The 16,706-nt window shown below is 66.5% G+C and carries 14 protein-coding genes; 1 reads left to right on the top strand and 13 read right to left on the bottom strand.

Annotated features, from left to right (window positions below):
* Window positions 1–17 precede the first annotated feature (17 nt).
* The 6 genes from sucB to AC3ITN_RS12085 all read right to left on the bottom strand — a co-directional run bounded on the left by sucB (window position 18) and on the right by AC3ITN_RS12085 (window position 9,890).
* A complete protein-coding gene (sucB, locus tag AC3ITN_RS12110; RefSeq protein ID WP_489390655.1) occupies window positions 18–1,220 on the bottom strand; it encodes a dihydrolipoyllysine-residue succinyltransferase in 1,203 nt (400 codons plus the stop codon).
* Between the two features lie 43 nt (window positions 1,221–1,263).
* The gene (locus tag AC3ITN_RS12105; protein ID WP_489390654.1) at window positions 1,264–4,095 is read right to left on the bottom strand and encodes a 2-oxoglutarate dehydrogenase E1 component; all 2,832 of its coding nucleotides are present in this window, start codon (window positions 4,093–4,095) and stop codon (window positions 1,264–1,266) included.
* A 184-nt stretch (window positions 4,096–4,279) separates the two neighbouring features.
* Window positions 4,280–5,188 carry a GNAT family N-acetyltransferase gene (locus tag AC3ITN_RS12100; RefSeq protein WP_489392922.1) on the bottom strand — a complete coding sequence of 303 codons (909 nt, stop codon included), beginning with the start codon at window positions 5,186–5,188 and terminating at the stop codon, window positions 4,280–4,282.
* Between the two features lies 1 nt (window position 5,189).
* Window positions 5,190–6,605, bottom strand: coding sequence for a ribosomal protein uL16 3-hydroxylase (locus AC3ITN_RS12095; RefSeq protein WP_489390653.1), 1,416 nt, complete (start codon window positions 6,603–6,605; stop codon window positions 5,190–5,192).
* Between the two features lie 547 nt (window positions 6,606–7,152).
* Complete coding sequence (purB, locus tag AC3ITN_RS12090) at window positions 7,153–8,520, bottom strand: adenylosuccinate lyase (RefSeq protein WP_489390652.1); 1,368 nt, start codon at window positions 8,518–8,520, stop codon at window positions 7,153–7,155.
* 35 nt (window positions 8,521–8,555) lie between these two features.
* The gene (locus AC3ITN_RS12085) at window positions 8,556–9,890 is read right to left on the bottom strand and encodes a hemolysin family protein (protein ID WP_313346225.1); all 1,335 of its coding nucleotides are present in this window, start codon (window positions 9,888–9,890) and stop codon (window positions 8,556–8,558) included.
* 290 nt (window positions 9,891–10,180) lie between these two features.
* Here AC3ITN_RS12085 and AC3ITN_RS12080 point away from each other — a divergent pair, with 290 nt between their 5' ends.
* The gene (locus tag AC3ITN_RS12080) at window positions 10,181–11,596 is read left to right on the top strand and encodes a class II fumarate hydratase (protein ID WP_489390651.1); all 1,416 of its coding nucleotides are present in this window, start codon (window positions 10,181–10,183) and stop codon (window positions 11,594–11,596) included.
* 195 nt (window positions 11,597–11,791) lie between these two features.
* Here the strand turns inward: AC3ITN_RS12080 and AC3ITN_RS12075 are convergent, their stop codons facing one another.
* From AC3ITN_RS12075 to AC3ITN_RS12045, 7 genes are all read right to left on the bottom strand, one after another.
* The gene (locus AC3ITN_RS12075) at window positions 11,792–12,217 is read right to left on the bottom strand and encodes a hypothetical protein (protein ID WP_313346230.1); all 426 of its coding nucleotides are present in this window, start codon (window positions 12,215–12,217) and stop codon (window positions 11,792–11,794) included.
* A gap of 93 nt (window positions 12,218–12,310) precedes the next feature.
* Window positions 12,311–12,898 carry a DUF2884 family protein gene (locus AC3ITN_RS12070; RefSeq protein ID WP_313346233.1) on the bottom strand — a complete coding sequence of 196 codons (588 nt, stop codon included), beginning with the start codon at window positions 12,896–12,898 and terminating at the stop codon, window positions 12,311–12,313.
* 90 nt (window positions 12,899–12,988) lie between these two features.
* On the bottom strand, window positions 12,989–13,876 hold the full coding sequence (locus AC3ITN_RS12065; protein ID WP_489390650.1) for a DUF4097 family beta strand repeat-containing protein: 888 nt from the start codon (window positions 13,874–13,876) through the stop codon (window positions 12,989–12,991).
* 26 nt (window positions 13,877–13,902) lie between these two features.
* Window positions 13,903–14,931, bottom strand: coding sequence for an ABC-2 transporter permease (locus AC3ITN_RS12060; protein WP_313346239.1), 1,029 nt, complete (start codon window positions 14,929–14,931; stop codon window positions 13,903–13,905).
* Window positions 14,928–15,803 (bottom strand): ABC transporter ATP-binding protein, encoded by an 876-nt coding sequence (locus tag AC3ITN_RS12055; protein ID WP_313346242.1) that lies wholly within the window; start codon window positions 15,801–15,803, stop codon window positions 14,928–14,930. Before AC3ITN_RS12055 ends, AC3ITN_RS12060 begins: the two co-directional genes overlap by 4 nt.
* Window positions 15,800–16,162: a GntR family transcriptional regulator gene (locus AC3ITN_RS12050; protein WP_313346245.1), complete on the bottom strand. Its 363-nt coding sequence runs from the start codon at window positions 16,160–16,162 to the stop codon at window positions 15,800–15,802. The genes AC3ITN_RS12055 and AC3ITN_RS12050 overlap by 4 nt, the downstream gene beginning before the upstream one ends.
* Before the next feature lie 2 nt (window positions 16,163–16,164).
* Window positions 16,165–16,617: a hypothetical protein gene (locus AC3ITN_RS12045; protein WP_489390649.1), complete on the bottom strand. Its 453-nt coding sequence runs from the start codon at window positions 16,615–16,617 to the stop codon at window positions 16,165–16,167.
* Window positions 16,618–16,706: the final 89 nt, after the last annotated feature.

The raw sequence follows: 16,706 nt of genomic DNA, 5'->3' as shown, positions 1-16,706 counted from the left end.
CCTTGATGCGGAAGGTCTTACAGGCCGAACAGCATGCGGCCCGGGTTTTCCAGCTGGTTCTTGATGTCCACCAGGAACTGCACCGAGTCCTTGCCATCGATGATGCGGTGGTCGTAGGACAGCGCCAGGTACATCATCGGCGCGATCACGACCTGGCCGTTCTGGGCGATCGGACGCTCCTTGATGGCGTGCATGCCCAAGATGGCGCTCTGCGGCGGATTGATGATCGGGGTGGACAGCAGCGAACCGAAGGTGCCGCCGTTGGTCACGGTGAAGGTGCCGCCCTGCAGTTCTTCCAGGCTCAGCTTGCCGTCACGGGCCTTCTTGGCGTAGTCGGCGATGGTCTTCTCGATGTCGGCGAACGACATGCGCTCGACGTTGCGCAGCACCGGGGTAACCAGGCCCTTCTCGGTCGACACGGCGATCGAGATGTCCGAGTAGCCGTGGTAGATGATGTCGTCGCCGTCGATCGAGGCGTTGACCAGCGGGAAGCGCTGCAGCGCGTTGGCGGCGGCCTTCACGAAGAAGCTCATGAAGCCCAGCTTGATGCCGTGCGCCTTGACGAACTCGTCCTGCAGATCCTTGCGCGCCGCCGAGACCTTGGACAGGTCGACTTCGTTGAAGGTGGTCAGCATGGCCGTGCTGTTCTTGGACTGCATCAGGCGCTCGGCGATGCGCTTGCGGATGCGGGTCATCGGCACGCGCTCTTCCGGACGCGCACCGGCGGCCTTGCCGGCACCGCCATTGCGGGCGAAGTTGACGATGTCTTCCTTGGTCACCGCGCCGCGACGGCCGGTGCCGTCCACGTCGGCCGGGTTCACGCCTTCGGTGATGGCGCTGAAGCGGGCGCCCGGGGGCAGGGCATCGGCAGCGGACTTCGCGGCCGGGGCCGGCGCAGCAGCAGCGGCCGGAGCAGCCGCAGCGGCGGGTGCAGCGGCAGCCGGCTTGGCTTCAGCAGCCGGGGCCGGGGCAGCCGCCACGGCGCCTTCTTCGATGACGGCCACGACCTGGCTCGAGGTCACGGTGGCGCCCACCTCGAACTTGATCTCCTTCAGTACGCCGTCAACCGGCGACGGCACTTCCAGGACGACCTTGTCGGTTTCCAGATCAAGCAGGTTTTCATCGCGCTTGACGGCATCGCCGACCTTCTTGTGCCAGGTGGCGATGGTGCCGTCGGCGACGGATTCGGGCAGTACCGGGGCTTTGACTTCGGTGGCCATGCGGGAGCTTCCTGGTTTGTCTTTTTCTAGAATGAGGGGGAGGTTATTCGGCGAACGTGTCGTTGAACGGGTTGACCAGCGCATCGGCGACCAGCTTCTGCTGTTCGATGATGTGGTCCGCCATGTGTCCAGCGGCCGGCGATGCCGAACGGGCGCGACCGGCGTAGTGCAGGCTCTGGCCATCGGCCAGGCAGAACTGCAGGTGGTGGCGGATCTGGTACCACGCACCCTGGTTCTGCGGTTCTTCCTGCGTCCACACCACGTCGGTGGCCTTGCCGTACTTCTTGAGCTCAGCGGCCAGCAGCGCGCGCGGGAACGGGTACAGCTGTTCCACGCGGATGATGGCGACGTCGTCCTGGCCACGCTTGGTCTGGTCTTCCAGCAGGTCGTAATAGACCTTGCCCGAGCACAGCACCACGCGCTTGACCTTCTTGACATCGGCGTTCGCGTCGCCGATCAGATGCTGGAATTCGCCGTTGGCCAGTTCGTCCAGGGACGACACGGCCAGCTTGTGGCGCAGCAGCGACTTGGGCGACATCACCACCAGCGGCTTGCGGGTGGTCAGGTGCAGCTGGCGGCGCAGCATGTGGAATGCCTGCGCCGGGGTCGACGGGACGACCACCAGCATGTTCTCCAGCGCGCACAGCTGCAGGAAGCGCTCCAGGCGCGCCGAGCTGTGTTCCGGGCCTTGCCCTTCGTAACCGTGCGGCAGCAGCAGGGTCAGGCCGGAGACGCGGCCCCACTTGGCTTCACCGGCGGCGATGAACTGGTCGATGACCACCTGGGCACCGTTGGCGAAGTCGCCGAACTGGCCTTCCCAGATGCACAGCGTGTTCGGGTCGGTGGTGGAGAAGCCGTATTCGTAGGCCATCACCGCTTCTTCGCTGAGCAGCGAATCGATGATGGTGGCCTTCTCCGGCGAATCCACCAGCTGACGTAGCGGCAGGTAGTAGTTGTCGGTCTTCTGGTCGTGCAGGATCGCGTGGCGGTGCGTGAACGTACCGCGGCCGACGTCTTGGCCGACCAGGCGCAGCGCGTGGCCTTCGTCGAGCAGGGTGGCATAGGCCAGGTTCTCGGCAAAGCCCCAGTCGCCAGGGATCTCGCCGGCGGCCATCTTGCGACGGTCGTCGTACACCTTGGACACGCGCGAGTGCAGTTCCACTTCGGCCGGCACGGTGTTGATCAGCTCGGCCAGCTGCTTGAGCTTGGCCGGGTCGACCTTGGTGGACACCGGGTCGGACAGCTTGCCTTCCAGCAGCTTGGGCCAGTCGACGAACAGCGCGCTGGTCGGCGGGGTCTTTTCGACCTTGGCCAGCTCGGTGGTCACTTCGCCCGCGTCCAGCTTGTTGCGGTAGGCATCGACCATCGCCTTGCCGGCGCCGGCTTCGATCACGCCCGCCTGTTCCAGCTGGGCGGCGTAGAGCTCGCGGGTGGTCTGGTGCTTGCGGATCACCTGGTACATCAGCGGCTGGGTGATCGCCGGCTCGTCGGCCTCGTTGTGGCCCCAACGGCGGTAGCACATCAGGTCGATGACCACGTCCTTGGCGAACTTCTGGCGGAACTCGAAGGCCAGCTTCGCGGCGAACACGACCGCTTCCGGATCGTCACCGTTCACGTGCAGCACGGGCGCGGCGATCATCTTCGCCACGTCGGTGGCGTAGCGGGTCGAGCGGGTGTCTTCCGGGTTGGACGTGGTGAAGCCCACCTGGTTGTTGACCACGATGTGCACGGTGCCACCGACGGCGAAGCCGCGGGCCTGCGACATCTGGAACAGTTCCATGACCACGCCCTGCCCGGAGAAGGCGGCGTCGCCGTGGATCAGGATCGGCATGACCTGCTTGCGCGCGGTGTCCTTGCGGCGCTCCTGGCGCGAACGCACGGAACCGGCAACCACCGGGTCGGCGATTTCCAGGTGCGACGGGTTGAACGCCAGGGCGAGGTGGACCGGGCCACCTTCGGTGGCGATATCGGCCGAGAAGCCCATGTGGTACTTCACGTCGCCGGCCGAGGCGTGCTCGTCATGCTCGAACTTGCCTTCGAACTCGTCGAACAGCTTGCGCGGGTTCTTGCCCAGGGTGTTGACCAGCACGTTCAGACGGCCGCGGTGGGCCATGCCGACCACGACGTCCTTGACGCCGTCCTTGCCGGCATCCCGGATGATGGTGTCCATCATCGGAATCAGCGAGTCGCCGCCTTCCAGCGAGAAGCGCTTCTGGCCGACGTACTTGGTGTGCAGGTAGCGTTCCAGGCCTTCGGCAGCCGTGAGGCGCTCCAGGGTCCGGCGCTGGGTGTCGGCGTCGAGGCTGTAGTTGCCACCGGCCAGTTCCAGGCGCTGGTAGATCCACTGGCGCTGCTCGACCTCGGAGATGTGCATGAACTCCGCGCCGATCGAACCGGTATAGGTCTTCTTCAGGCGTTCCAGCAGGTCGCGCAGCTTCATGCGCGGCTGGCCACCGACACCGCCCGTGCTGAAATCAGCGTTGAGGTCACCCTCGGACAGGCTGTGGAAGGGCAGGCCCAGGTCCGGCGAGTTCACGGCCTGCGCCAGGCCCAGCGGGTCCAGGCGGGCATCGAGGTGGCCGCGCGACCGGTAGGCGGTGATCAGACGACCGACATTGCGCTCGCGTTCGTCGCCGGTACCGGTGGCCGTGGCGCTGTTGCCAGCGTTTTTGGCCGCTTCGGTGATGTGGGCGATGACGGCCGAGTGCGGAATGTCACCGGCTTCGCGGCCCTTGAAGCCGTCGAAGTAGGTCTTCCATTTGGGATCGACACTGTCCGGAGAAACGAGGTACTGCTCGTACAGATCCTCGATATAGGAGGCGTTGCCGCCGGCGAGCTGCGAAGACTGCGCAAACTGCTTCAGTAGATTGTCCACGATGGAGGGTCGGATTCGCTTGTGGGGTAAGGCTTCAGTGATCCGGCAGGGAAAATGAATAGCCCTGCGCGGGCGGTATCTAACGGTCCAAATTGTACCCCCATCGGGACACGAAGGGGCACCGGCAGGTCCCGCGGAGGGTCCGCGGTGTCATTGCCAGACAGGTTCGAGACCCTGGCGTGACCTACAGGCCGAGCGCGCGAAGTTCGGTGCAATCGCGCGAACGTTCCCATACGCGCTGCAAACCGTCCTGCAACGGTCGCGAACGTGCAGGCAGCGCGAGCGCGGCTTCGCCGTCGAAGCGCAGGCCGCTCAGACGAAAGTAGTAGTCGCCCGCGTCGTTGAGCAGGCATGCCGATGCGAGGGCGCGGTCGATGGGATCGCTCACCTGGCGCACCCGGAACACGGTGGGCAGGCGCTGGATCAGGCCGAGCAGGGGCGAGCCGGCCTGGGCGATGGCGGCCGCGTCATGCACGATCAGGGTGGCCTGTTTGTCACGGCGGGCGGTGGCGAAGCGGCGCAGCGCCTCCAGCACCGGCGGGGCATCGAGCAGGCCGGGGTCGAGCACCCGGCTGTGGATCCACAGCTGGCGGCGGGCGCGGTGGACCAGGGCGGTGGTGATGGCCACCGCCTCGTCGGCACGGTCGATGGCGACCGCGCCCTCCAGCACGCGGCGCATGTGCTGGTGTTCGATGCCGGCTTCTTCGAACACCTCGCCGTGGGGCAGGAAGCCCTGGCGGGTATAGAACGCGCGGGCCGGCAGCTGGGCGTGCAGGGTGACCTCGCGCCAGCCGCGCTGGCGGGCGGCGTCGATCAGGGCGAGCAGCAGCTGTTCGCCGACCCCCTGGCCGCGGGCGTCGGCCAGCACGGCCATGCGCCCGATCCGGCCATCCGGGGTGAGGCGGCCGGCCCCCACCGGCTGGCCCTGCGGGTCGCGGGCCAGGACGTGGATGCTGAGCGGGTCGAGCGCGTCGATCTCCAGGTCGGCCGGCACCTGCTGCTCGTCCACGAAGACGGCGTGGCGGACCCGGTGCAGCAGGGCGTGCTGCGCGGGGTAGTCGACCACCTCGACCTGGATGCCGGGCTGCGCCATGTCAGCGTGACGGGGTGCCATCGGGGGTGTCGGTGTCATCGCTGTCGTCGAAATCGACGATCACCTCGACGCCGTCCTCGTGGATGTTCACTTCGTGCACGTTGGCCTGGACGTCTTCATCCTCGACCACCTCGACGGTTTCGGCGGCGTCGATGATTTCGTATTCGGCCACCGCGTCCTCGGGGTAGTCGTCCTCGTCGTCGAACGCCTGGCCATCGAGCAGCTGGTAGTAGCCGCCGGCGACGAGCTGGTGCAGGGCGTCGCGGCCCTTGGCCGACAGCTTCAGGTACAGGGCGGAACCGACCTGTTCGGCGGCGGCGAGGGTCTGGGCATCCTTGACCGGCAGGGCGAACTCCAGGCCGCTGCAGTACAGGCTGGCGCCGCGCTTGGCACGGCGCCAGGCCAGCCGGGCCCAGGGGTGGCGGCCGAGTTCGATGCCTTCGGCGAGTGCGGCTTCCACGGCGTCGCGCGGCAGGGCATCGCCGGAGGCCACGACGTCACCGGCGGCGCGGTAGGTGGTGATGAAGCGGCCGAACCAGTCGCCCAGGCGGTCGGGGTCGTTCATGCGGATGGCGTTGAGGGCTTCAACGACGCGGTTCATGGCGACGACGTCGATTTCGTTCGGGTCTTCGGGGACCTTGAGGTCGGGGTCCTGGTAGCGGATGGCCTCATCGGCATCCTCGATCAGGGTGTCCAGGTAGTCGCTGATCAGTTCGGCCGAGGCGGGGGCGCGCATGCCGAACGAGAAGGTCAGGCAGGGGTCTTCGGCCACGCCGTTGTGCGGGACGTTGGGCGGCAGGTACAGCATGTCGCCCGGTTCCAGCACCCAGTCGTGGGTGGGCTTGAAGCGGCGCAGCAGCTTGAGTTCGACGTCGTCGCGGAACTCGAGCGGGGGGCGCTTGCCCTTGATCGACTCGCTGGCGTCGATCTGCCAGCGGCGGTGGCCGTAGGCCTGCAGCAGGAAAACGTCGTACTGGTCGACGTGGGCGCCGACCGAGCCGCCGGTGGCGGCAAAGCTGATCATGACGTCGTCCATGCGCCAGCGCGGCAGGAAGTTGAAGTGCTGGATCAGGGCGCGCACGTCGGGGTCCCACTTGTCGACGTCCTGGACCAGCAGGGTCCAGTCGTGGTCGGGCATGCCGGGGAATTCGTCTTCCTGGAACGGGCCGGTGCGGACGGTCCAGCCATCGGTGGCGCGGTCGTGGCTGATCAGTCGCGACAGGGCGGTCTCTTCGCAGGCGAGGCCGGCGAGGTCTTCGGGTTGGACGGGGGTGTCAAAATCGGGGAAGGCGCCGCGGATGAGCAGCGGGCGCTTCTGCCAGTAATCGCGAAGGAAGGTGGCGGCGGGCATGCCCAGCGGCAGGCCCGGACGGGCCTGGACTTCGATGACGGGGGTTTTGGTCTTGCGTGCGGCCATGGGGAAATCCTTGCAGCGTAAAGACGGAAAGCGGGGCGCGGCGTGGTCGCGCGCTCGGGCCTGCCTATTGTCTGCTGGTTGGCGGCGATGTGCACATGTGGTGGTTTGTCGCGTAGAGCTTAGGCGCCTCTTGTTCTACGTGTTGGGGCGGCCGACGGGCAGCCTCCTACGGGACACGCCGTGAACCCGTCCATGGGGGCTTGTTGAAAACATCCATGTTTTCAACAGTCCCGTAGGAGGCTACCCGCCGGCCGCCCCTCAAAGATGGTCGCGCTGGCGGTTGGGAGGGCAGCGACGCATGGCGTCGCTCTACCGCTTTTCGTGCGGCCACCAGTTCACTGTCTGAGGGCCGGGGGGTGTGGGGGTGCGGGACCGTAGAGCGCCATGGATGGCGTGAACGAGCTTGCATGGACGTACTTGCAGCGTGTCCCGTACCCCTGCACCCCCCGGCCCTGTACGAGCAATCCAACAATTGAAGGCTTTAATGCCTTAAATGAAGAAGGGACGCCCTTGGCGTCCCTTCTTCACTTACATGCCGCTATCGGCGTCAGATTGCCTTGGCGAGATCCGCCGCAAGGCCGACGTAGCCGCCCGGGGTCAGGGTGCGCAGACCCTGCTTGGCGTCTTCCGGCAGGTCCAGCGATTCGACGAAGGCCTTCATCGATTCGGCGGTGATGCCCTGGCCGCGGGTCAGGGCCTTGAGCTGTTCGTAGGGGTTGGGCAGGCCGTAACGACGCATGACGGTCTGCACGGCTTCGGCCAGCACTTCCCAGGACGCGTCGAGGTCGCCGTTCAGGCGCTCGGGGTTCACGGTCAGCTTGCCCAGCCCCTTGGACAGCGAGTCCAGCGCCACTTGGCTGTGGCCGAAGGCCGTGCCCAGCGCGCGCAGCACCGTCGAATCGGTCAGGTCGCGCTGCCAGCGGCTGATCGGCAGCTTGGCGCTGAAATGCTCGAACAGGGCGTTGGCGATGCCGAAGTTGCCTTCGGCGTTTTCGAAGTCGATCGGGTTGACCTTGTGCGGCATGGTCGAGGAGCCGACTTCGCCTTCCTTGAGCTTCTGCTTGAAGTAGCCCAGCGAGATGTAGCCCCAGATGTCGCGGGCCAGGTCGATCAGGATGATGTTGGCGCGGCGGGCGGCGTCGCCGATCTCGGCGATGTTGTCGTGCGGCTCGATCTGGGTGGTGTACGGGTTGAACACCAGGCCCAGGCTTTCGACGAAACGCTGGGCGAAGGCCGGCCAGTCCACATCGGGGTAGGCGATGGCGTGGGCATTGTAGTTGCCGACGGCGCCGTTGATCTTGCCGGTGAGCTCGACCGCGGCGATCTGGCGGCGCTGACGCTCCAGGCGGGCGACGACGTTGGCCACTTCCTTGCCCAGGGTGGTGGGCGAGGCGGTCTGGCCGTGGGTGCGCGAGAGCATCGGCTGTTCGGCCTGGGCGTGGGCCAGCGTGCGCAGGAGCGTGGCGATGCCGTCCAGCGAGGGCAGCAGCACGTCGCGGCGCGCCTGCTCGAGCATCAGGCCGTAGCTGAGGTTGTTGATGTCTTCGCTGGTGCAGGCGAAATGCACGAATTCCAGCGCGGGCCCCAGCTCGGCGTCGCCCTTGAGCTGTTCCTTGATGAAGTACTCCACCGCCTTGACGTCATGGTTGGTGGTGCGCTCGATCTCCTTCACGCGGGCGGCGTGCGCCGGGGCGAAGTCGTCGGCCAGGGCACGCAGGCGGGCGGCGGCGGCCGGCGCGAACGGGGCGAGCTCGGCAATGCCGGGCTCATCGGCCAGGGCCAGCAGCCACTCCACTTCGACCTTCACGCGGGCCTTGATCAGACCGTACTCGGAGAAGATCGGGCGCAGGGCGTCGACCTTGCCGGCATAGCGGCCATCGAGCGGGGACAGGGCGAGCAGGGCGAATTCGGACATGGCGGGCGCAGGCAATGACGGCGGGGGCCGTCATTCTACGCTGCCCCGGGCTCCTCGTCGGCGTCCTCGGGGGCCAGGCGCACGGTCACCGCCTGGATGCGGTGGCCGGCCATGCGCTTGACGGTGAACAGGAATCCGTCGATGCGCACGACTTCGCCCTCCTCGGGCAGCCGCTGCAGCTGATGCACGATCAGGCCGCCCACCGAGTTCAGGTGTTCCGGCGCGGCCAGGTCGCGGCCGAGCAGGCGCTCCAGGCGGAAGATGGAGGTGGACCCGGCCACCAGCAGGCTGCCGTCGGCCCCCCGGGTCGGGGCGTCCTTGACCACGTGCGGGTGTTCGTCCTCGATGTCGCCGACCACCACTTCCAGCAGGTCCTCCAGAGTGAAATACCCCAGGATGCGGCCATGTTCTTCCACGCACAGGGCCATGTGCGTGGTGCCGGTGCGGAAGCGTTCCAGCACCGATGTCACCGGGGTCTCCAGTGCGATCAGGTTGGCCGGGCGCAGCAGTGCACGCAGGTCGTCGGTGGGATGGCCACGGGCGATCTCCACCAGCAGGTCCTTCATGTGCAGGATGCCCAGCACCTCTTCGCCGTCGCGGTCGAACCACGGGTAGCGGCTGTAGCGGCTTTCTGCGAATTCGGCCATCACTTCGGGCAGCCCCATGCCCTGGCGGAACACGCGCATGTGCTCGCGTGGGCGCATCAGGTCGCCGGCCACCAGTTCGGGCAGCTCCAGCGCGTGGCTCATCAGGGTGAGGTCCTGGTCGGGGGCGCCGGCGCCGGGCTGCTGGCGCGCGACGATCAGCTTCAGTTCCTCACGCGAATAGCGGTGCGAGGTGTGTTCCACATCGCCCCAGCCGACCAGCCGCAGCAGTGCGTTGGCGCTGTGGTTGAGCAGCCAGATCGCCGGGAACATCGCCCAGTAGAACAGGTACAGCGGCGCGGCCGTCCACAGCGACATGGCTTCGGGGCGACGGATGGCCATCGACTTGGGGGCCAGTTCGCCCAGCACGATATGCAGGAATGAAATCAGGCTGAAAGCAATGATGAAGGCGGTGAGGCGTGCGCCTTCCGGACCCATGCCCAACGTGTCGAACAACGGCTGCAGCAGGTGGGCGAACGCCGGCTCGCCCACCCAGCCGAGGCCGAGCGAGGACAGGGTGATGCCGAGCTGGCAGGCGGAAAGGTAGGCATCCAGGTGCGAATGCACGTTGAGCAGCAGTCGGCCGCGCCAGCCGTGCCTGGCGGCCAGGCCGACGGCCTGGGTGTGGCGCAGTTTGACCAGGGCGAATTCGGCGGCCACGAAGAAGCCGTTGAGCACCACCAGGAACAGCGCCAGGAGCAGGAGCAGCAGGTTGCCAACGATCATCGCCGACCCCGGCGCAGGGCGCTGCAGGTGACGGCGGACGTGCGGGCCGCGGCGGCGGCATGCGGATCGGCAGGCCACAACCGCGGGGTGTGGCGCGCACTACAGTGAGGGTCGTCGCCCATGGGAGAGAGGTGATGCCTGAATGAACACGAATTCCGAGCATAGCCGAAGCGCAGCGCTGTTGGGTTTCATTCCTGCTTGGGAGTATCGTGCGTAGAGCCGCCAGCCAGGGAATCAGGCCCGTTGCCAGCCGCCGTTCCCTTTCCTACTGAAAGATTCGGAGTGATGCAATGAGCAAGGGTTTCAGGACCGAGCACGACAGCATGGGCGAACTGCAGGTGCCCGCAGACGCACTGTGGGGCGCGCAGACGCAACGCGCGGTGGACAATTTCCCGGTGTCGGGCCAGCGCATGCCGCGCGGCTTCATCCGCGCGCTGGGCCTGGTCAAGGGCGCGGCGGCGGCGGTGAATGCCGAGCTGGGCCATCTGCCGAAGAACATCGGCAAGGCGATTGAAGTGGCGGCGGACGAGGTGGCCGAGGGCCGCCACGACGCGCACTTCCCGATCGACGTGTACCAGACGGGGTCGGGCACATCCTCGAACATGAATGCCAACGAGGTGATTGCCACGCTGGCCAATCGGGCCGGCAAGACCGGCAAGACCGCGGTGCATCCCAACGACCACGTCAACCAGGGGCAGAGTTCCAATGACGTGATTCCTACTGCGCTGCGCGTGTCGGCGTTGCTGGGGGTGCAGGAACAGCTGCTGCCGGCGCTGGTGCACCTGCGCAAGACGATCGACAAGCGCGGCCGTGCGCTGCGCAAGGTGGTCAAGACCGGGCGCACGCATCTGATGGATGCGATGCCGCTGACGTTCGAGCAGGAATTCGGTGCGTGGTCGGCGCAGTTGTCGTCGGCGCAGGAGCGGCTGGAAGACAGCCTGAAGCGGCTGCGACGGCTGCCGCTGGGCGGCACGGCGATCGGAACGGGCATCAATGCCGATCCGCGCTTTGGCGAGCGGGTGGCCAAGCGCCTGAAGCAGCAGACGGGGGTGCGGTTCGACAGCGCGGAGAACAAGTTCGAGGGGCTGGCGGCGCAGGATGATGCGGTGGAGCTGTCCGGCCAGCTCAATGCGTTGGCGGTGGCGCTGATCAAGATCGCGAACGATCTGCGCTGGATGAATGCCGGTCCGTTGGCGGGGCTGGGCGAGATCGAGTTGCCGGCACTGCAGCCGGGCAGTTCGATCATGCCGGGCAAGGTCAATCCGGTCATTCCGGAGGCGACGGTGATGGTGTGCGCGCAGGTCATCGGCCACCACACGGCGATCACGGTGGCGGGGCAGACGGGCAACTTCCAGTTGAACGTGACGCTGCCGTTGATCGCGGCCAACCTGCTGGACGGGATCGGGCTGTTGTCGAGCATCTCGCGGCTGCTGGCCGATACGGCCATCGCGGGGCTGAAGGTACGCGAGGACCGCGTGCGCGAGGCGTTGGCCCGCAATCCGATCCTGGTGACGGCGTTGAATCCGATCATCGGTTACGAAAAGGCGGCGGCCATCGCCAAGCGCGCCTACAAGGAGCAGCGCCCGGTGCTGGAGGTGGCAAAGGAAGACAGCGGTCTCTCAGAAGCGGAGCTGCGCCGCCTGCTCGACCCGGCCACCCTGACCGCAGGCGGCATCCACGCCGGTGGCGGCGGTGGCGGGGGTTGAGCGCTGATAGCTGAGCGCTGAGAGCCAAAAGCCAAACGCCAAACGCCAAACGCCAAACGCCAAACGCCAAACGCCAAGAGCAGCGTTTTGATTCTTCCAAGCGGGGCGGCCGTCGGGCAGCCCCCTGCGGTTCACGGCGTGTCCCGTACCCCCGTACCCGCCGGCCCTGCGCGCGGAAACCAGCAAACCATCGCCTTACCGCCGGTCCGCCATCAGGTTGTCGAAGGTCTCGGTGTAGGCCTTGAACTCCGGGATGCGGGTGACGAGGTCCGGCGGGATCGGCTGCATGCCGGGCGGGACCTGAATCTTGATCGCGCGCTTGTCCGGGTCCGGTGGCGCGTCGGTGAGGGTGTTCTGGCGCAGGACCTGCAGCTGGCCGAACATCTGCTGGAGCAGGGCCTGCTGGCCGGCGTCGAGCGGGATTTCGATCTCGTCGATCTTCATGTGGCCGTTGGGCAGCACGATGATGTTGGGTGCCGGCGCGCGGCGCACGGTGACCATGCCGTCGCTGACGGTGATCTTGGGCTTGCCGCGCTCGGCGCGGTGGTTGCGGTATTCCTGGTCGCAGCCGGTGGCGGCAAGGCAGAACAGGGCGAACAGCAGCAGGCACAACTTCTTCATGGCGGGCGAAGAATGAAAAAAGGGGAGGACTAGTGTAGTCCTCCCCCCGTACCGTTGGCCCGCCTGCGACCGAACGTCGCAGACGGCGATGACTCAGTTGTGGCAGTCATCGATGTCGTGCTGGTCCATCGTGGCGTACGGCTTGAAGGCCGGCAGCGCCGCCGCCAGTGCCTGCTGCCTGGCCATCATCGTCGGCAGCAGCTCGCACAGCTGCTTGGCGCTGGCTTCGATCTTGGCCGCCTCGGCGTTCACCTTGGCTTCGATCCCCTGGGTGTCCCCGGAGAACACGCCGCGCAGCGCCTCACCGGCGGCCTTCACGCCGAGGTTGGCACCGGCCACGCCGATCTCCATGCCCGCGCCGGCCAGTTTTTCCACCTGCTTGCGGTAGTCCAGCAGCAGCGCGCGCTGGTTGGCGTCGATGGTTACCGCCTTGCCGTTGATCAGCAGGTCGCCCTGCGGCGTGATTTCGGCCTTGTTCGACTGCCCGTCGGAGATGTTGATGTTGCCCTGCGCGATCTCCTTGCGCGCCTTGTCCGTGGCGTCCTGCACCTTCTTGCCGATCGAATCCGCATCCACCACCGCCTTGCCGGTGGCCGGGTCGGTCTTGTTGGAATCGGCGTTGCCGCAGGCCGCCAGTGGCAGGCACAGCAGCAGGGTGGGCAGCAGCAGTCGAATGTTCATCGTCAGATCCCGTGTTGAGGCGTGTAGAGCGGACTGTTGGTCCGCTTGTCGTTGAGAGCAGCGGACCAACAGTCCGCTCTACCGTCCGCGCTACTTCCCGCGGGGCAGCTGCACGCGGCCGCCGACGCTGCTGTGGTTGATGTCGCCGCTGCCGCTGTTGGCTACCGTCAGGTCGCCACCGACGCCGCGCACCGTTACATCACCGGAACCGTGGCGCTCGATCTTGACACTGCCGCCGACATCGCGGGCCTCGAAATCGCCCGAGCCGATGTTGCCCATGCTGACAGTGCCCTTGATCTGGCGCAGGTCGACGTCACCCGAACCGACGGTCTTGATGTCGACATTGCCGGCCACCCCGTCCAGGGTGAGGTCGCCCGAGCCGATCGTGCCGACCGTGGCGTTGCCGCGCAGGTTGCGGGCGGTGAAGTCGCCCGAGCCCACCGACAGCAGGTTCAGTGCACCGGCACCGTCGAGCTCCACATCGCCGGAGCCGATCGCCGCGGTGACCAGGCCCTTGATGTCGCGCAACGTGATGTCGCCCGAACCCACATCCGCGCTGAGCGACTGTGCGCCGGTAACGCCTGCATCGCCGGAGCCCACTTTCAGCTGGACCAGCACGTTGTCCGGGATCGTGCCGCGCAGGTCCAGGTAGGCGTAGCTGTCGCCGCCCATGTTGAACCGCAGCCCCTGGTTCTCACGCTGCAGGCGTACCACCAGCTTGTCACCCACCTTCTCCTGGGTGACGGTCAGCTCGCGCAGCCAGTCGGCGTTGGACGCGCAGGCCCGGCCGCTGAGCTGGGGCGCGCCCGGCCCGGCCTGCAGCACCAGGTCGTGCTGGTTCACCTCGAACACGACGGCCTTGGCACCGGCCACGTTGAGCTTGAGGTCACGCGGCGCGTTGAACTTGCACTGCGGCTCATCGGCCAGCGCCGTCAGCGGCAGCAACAGCAGGGAAGCAAGGGCGATGGTGCGGATCATGGGCAGTTCCTCGAAAGGGATCGGGATCAGATTTCGCCGGCGCGGCGGCGCAGGCGGATGGCGACGATGATGAACACCACGCCGGCAGCCGCACCGATCCACAGCTCGGGCATCTGCAGCGCAGCCAGCTGGCTGGACGGCGACAGTGCCGCGGCCACGTTGTCGCTGTCGCGCATCACCGCCTGCAGCTGTTCGGTGCGGTAGAACAGGTCACTGCCCGGCAGCGTGCCCAGCAGCAGGCGGCCCACGATGTGCTGCCAGAACCAGCCGCTGGTCATGTCGAACAGCTTCATGACATGGGTGCTGCTGACGATGATGCCCGCAAACAGCGGCAGCATCACCGCCCACAGGAACGGCTTGGACTTGGCCCAGGCCGACCACATCAGCAGCCAGCCCACCGTCGGCAGCGCCCACAGCAGGTAGACCGGCAGCCAGGACAGGTGGCTGACCACGAAGGTCAGCGGGCTGGCCGGGCCCCAGATCAGGGTCATCGGGTTGCCGCCGTGCGCCAGTGCAACGATGGACAGGATCAGCATGAAGCCGAACATGGTCAGCACCGAGGCGATCACCGCGATCACCGGCGCCACCAGCAGTGCGCTCAACGCCTTGGACAGCACGGTCTGGGTGTCCGACAGCGGCAGCGACTTCCAGAACAGGATGCTGCGGTCGCGGCGGTCGTCATACAACGCGCCCAGGCAGTAGAAGAACACCACGAAGGCCAGCACCACGAACGGCCACAGCGAGCTGAGTACCAGCGTGGCATCCAGGGTGTTGCCCAGGTCGGCCAGGCTGTTGGCATCCAGCTGCTCGGTCAGCACCTTGAGGTCCAGGCCGTTGACGTTGACGTTGGTATTGTCGATATGCAGGTTGCCGCTTTCAGCCGCACGGCGCAGGCCCCACAGGCCGATCATGATGCCGATCAGGCTCATCACCAGCGAGATGCCGCCGGCGATCAGTGGCGCCCACAGGAAACCGCCGCGGTTTTCCCAGTATTCACGCTTCAGCAGCCACTTGAAGGTGCTGGCCTTGCTGATGGGGTGGTTGACGGTGTTCATGCGTAGGTTCCCTTCATGATGGCCACGAACAGATCCGCCAGCCCCGGGCTGCGGAGTTCGCCAAGCGGTGTGAGCTGGGCGCGCGGTACCCCGTCGTACAGCAGCACGGTCTTGCCGAAGGGCAGGGAACGTTCGTCGATCGGCTTGAGCGCGCGTGCCGCCTCCAGCGTCTCGGCCGACACCAGTACTTCGGTGTAGCGCTCGCCGACGTCTTCCATGTCGGTGGTGAGCACGATGCGGCCATCGCGGATGAACATCACGTCGGTGAGGATGTGCTCGATCTCTTCCACCTGGTGGGTGGTCACGATGATCGTCTTCTGCTCGTCGAAGTAGTCTTCCAGCAGGCGCTGGTAGAACTCCTTGCGGTACAGGATGTCCAGGCCCAGGGTGGGCTCGTCCAGCACCAGCACCTTGGCGTCGATGGCCATCACCAGTGCCAGGTGCAGCTGCACGATCATGCCCTTGGACAGTTCGCGCACGCGCTGCTTGGGCTGCAGCTTGGTGCTGGCCAGGAAGCGTTCGCAGCGGGCGCGGTCGAAGCGCGGGTGGACCCCGGCAACGAAGTCGATCGCATCGCGCACCTTCATCCAGCGCGGCAGCACCGCCACGTCGGCGATGAAGCACACCTCATTCATCAGTGCGTTGCGCTGCACGCTCGGGTCCAGCCCCAGCACGCTCAGCTCGCCTTCCACGGCGGTCAGGCCCAGCAGCGCCTTGAGCAGCGTGGTCTTGCCGGCGCCGTTGGGGCCGATCAGGCCGGTGATGCGGCCCGGGGCGATGGTGAAGCTGGTGTTGTCCAGCGCGAGGGTCTGCTTGTAGGCCTTGCGCAGGCCTCGGGCGGAGATGACGACATCACTTGCAACGGCATTCATGAGGATTTCCCCTGGGGCAGCAATTCGTCGAGATGCAGGCCCAGGCGCTGGATGCGCTCCAGGACCAGCGGCCATTCTTCATTGAGGAAGCGGTCGCGCTCGCTGCTGCGCAGCTGCGTGGCCGCTTCTTCGGTCATGAACATGCCCAGGCCGCGGCGCTTCTCGACCAGGCCTTCATCGGCCAGCTCCTGGTAGGCGCGCGAAACGGTGATGGGGTTGAGCTGGTACTCGGCGGCCACCTGTCGAACCGAAGGCAGCGCGTCGCCGGGCTTGATGATGCCGTCAAGCATCATGGCAATCACGCGTTCTTTCAGCTGACGGTAGATCGGAGCACCATCGCTCCATTGAATATCGCTCATGGTCAGCTCCGTGGGTTCAGCGACTGTGCGAATGAGAAGTAAGGCATGGACAGGGAGCTGTGCAGCCGGCGGGGGGGCGTGGGGGCGCCGTCGGCGGTCCCTGCCTCGATGACGCCTGCGTCCTGCGGGCCTTCAAACGCACCGGTGGCGGCAGCACTGCCACGGTCACCGGCGGGGATGCTGAACCAGCCCAGCAACAGCAGCGCGGACGCGGCTGTCAGGGCTTTGGCGGAGTGGTGGCGCATGCGGTTCATGGGCTTCCCCTGCATCAGGTGACTGGTGTTGTATGCAACTATAACACCGGCACGCCCAAGTGCAATACCCGACATCACCCAACTGATGGCAGGGGCATGACAATGACGGCGCTCAATGCTCAAGTGCTTGATTTCCATGGAACTACCGTCCGCGCGGCCGGCTGAAACCGGTCCGCGTGCATTCAGCGCGGTGACGGCCATGTGCGTCAACTGCAGCGAAATGCCCGCCAGACGGGGCAATCGGCAGCGCGTGCCGGCGCGCAGACACTCCGCCAAAACCCCCGGTGATA

The organism is Stenotrophomonas sp. KH_036_B, assembly GCF_057839485.1.
This window is presented reverse-complemented; position numbering and strand designations above follow the sequence as displayed.

What these genes read in the sequence shown, in the direction of transcription:
- sucB (WP_489390655.1), bottom strand. Translation starts at nt 1,220, where the DNA reads ATGGCCACCGAAGTCAAAGCCCCGGTACTGCCCGAATCCGTCGCCGAC.
- AC3ITN_RS12100 (WP_489392922.1), bottom strand. Translation starts at nt 5,188, where the DNA reads ATGGCGCAGCCCGGCATCCAGGTCGAGGTGGTCGACTACCCCGCGCAG.
- AC3ITN_RS12095 (WP_489390653.1), bottom strand. Translation starts at nt 6,605, where the DNA reads ATGGCCGCACGCAAGACCAAAACCCCCGTCATCGAAGTCCAGGCCCGT.
- purB (WP_489390652.1), bottom strand. Translation starts at nt 8,520, where the DNA reads ATGTCCGAATTCGCCCTGCTCGCCCTGTCCCCGCTCGATGGCCGCTAT.
- AC3ITN_RS12085 (WP_313346225.1), bottom strand. Translation starts at nt 9,890, where the DNA reads ATGATCGTTGGCAACCTGCTGCTCCTGCTCCTGGCGCTGTTCCTGGTG.
- AC3ITN_RS12080 (WP_489390651.1), top strand. Translation starts at nt 10,181, where the DNA reads ATGAGCAAGGGTTTCAGGACCGAGCACGACAGCATGGGCGAACTGCAG.
- AC3ITN_RS12075 (WP_313346230.1), bottom strand. Translation starts at nt 12,217, where the DNA reads ATGAAGAAGTTGTGCCTGCTGCTGTTCGCCCTGTTCTGCCTTGCCGCC.
- AC3ITN_RS12070 (WP_313346233.1), bottom strand. Translation starts at nt 12,898, where the DNA reads ATGAACATTCGACTGCTGCTGCCCACCCTGCTGCTGTGCCTGCCACTG.
- AC3ITN_RS12065 (WP_489390650.1), bottom strand. Translation starts at nt 13,876, where the DNA reads ATGATCCGCACCATCGCCCTTGCTTCCCTGCTGTTGCTGCCGCTGACG.
- AC3ITN_RS12060 (WP_313346239.1), bottom strand. Translation starts at nt 14,931, where the DNA reads ATGAACACCGTCAACCACCCCATCAGCAAGGCCAGCACCTTCAAGTGG.
- AC3ITN_RS12055 (WP_313346242.1), bottom strand. Translation starts at nt 15,803, where the DNA reads ATGAATGCCGTTGCAAGTGATGTCGTCATCTCCGCCCGAGGCCTGCGC.
- AC3ITN_RS12050 (WP_313346245.1), bottom strand. Translation starts at nt 16,162, where the DNA reads ATGAGCGATATTCAATGGAGCGATGGTGCTCCGATCTACCGTCAGCTG.
- AC3ITN_RS12045 (WP_489390649.1), bottom strand. Translation starts at nt 16,617, where the DNA reads ATGGCCGTCACCGCGCTGAATGCACGCGGACCGGTTTCAGCCGGCCGC.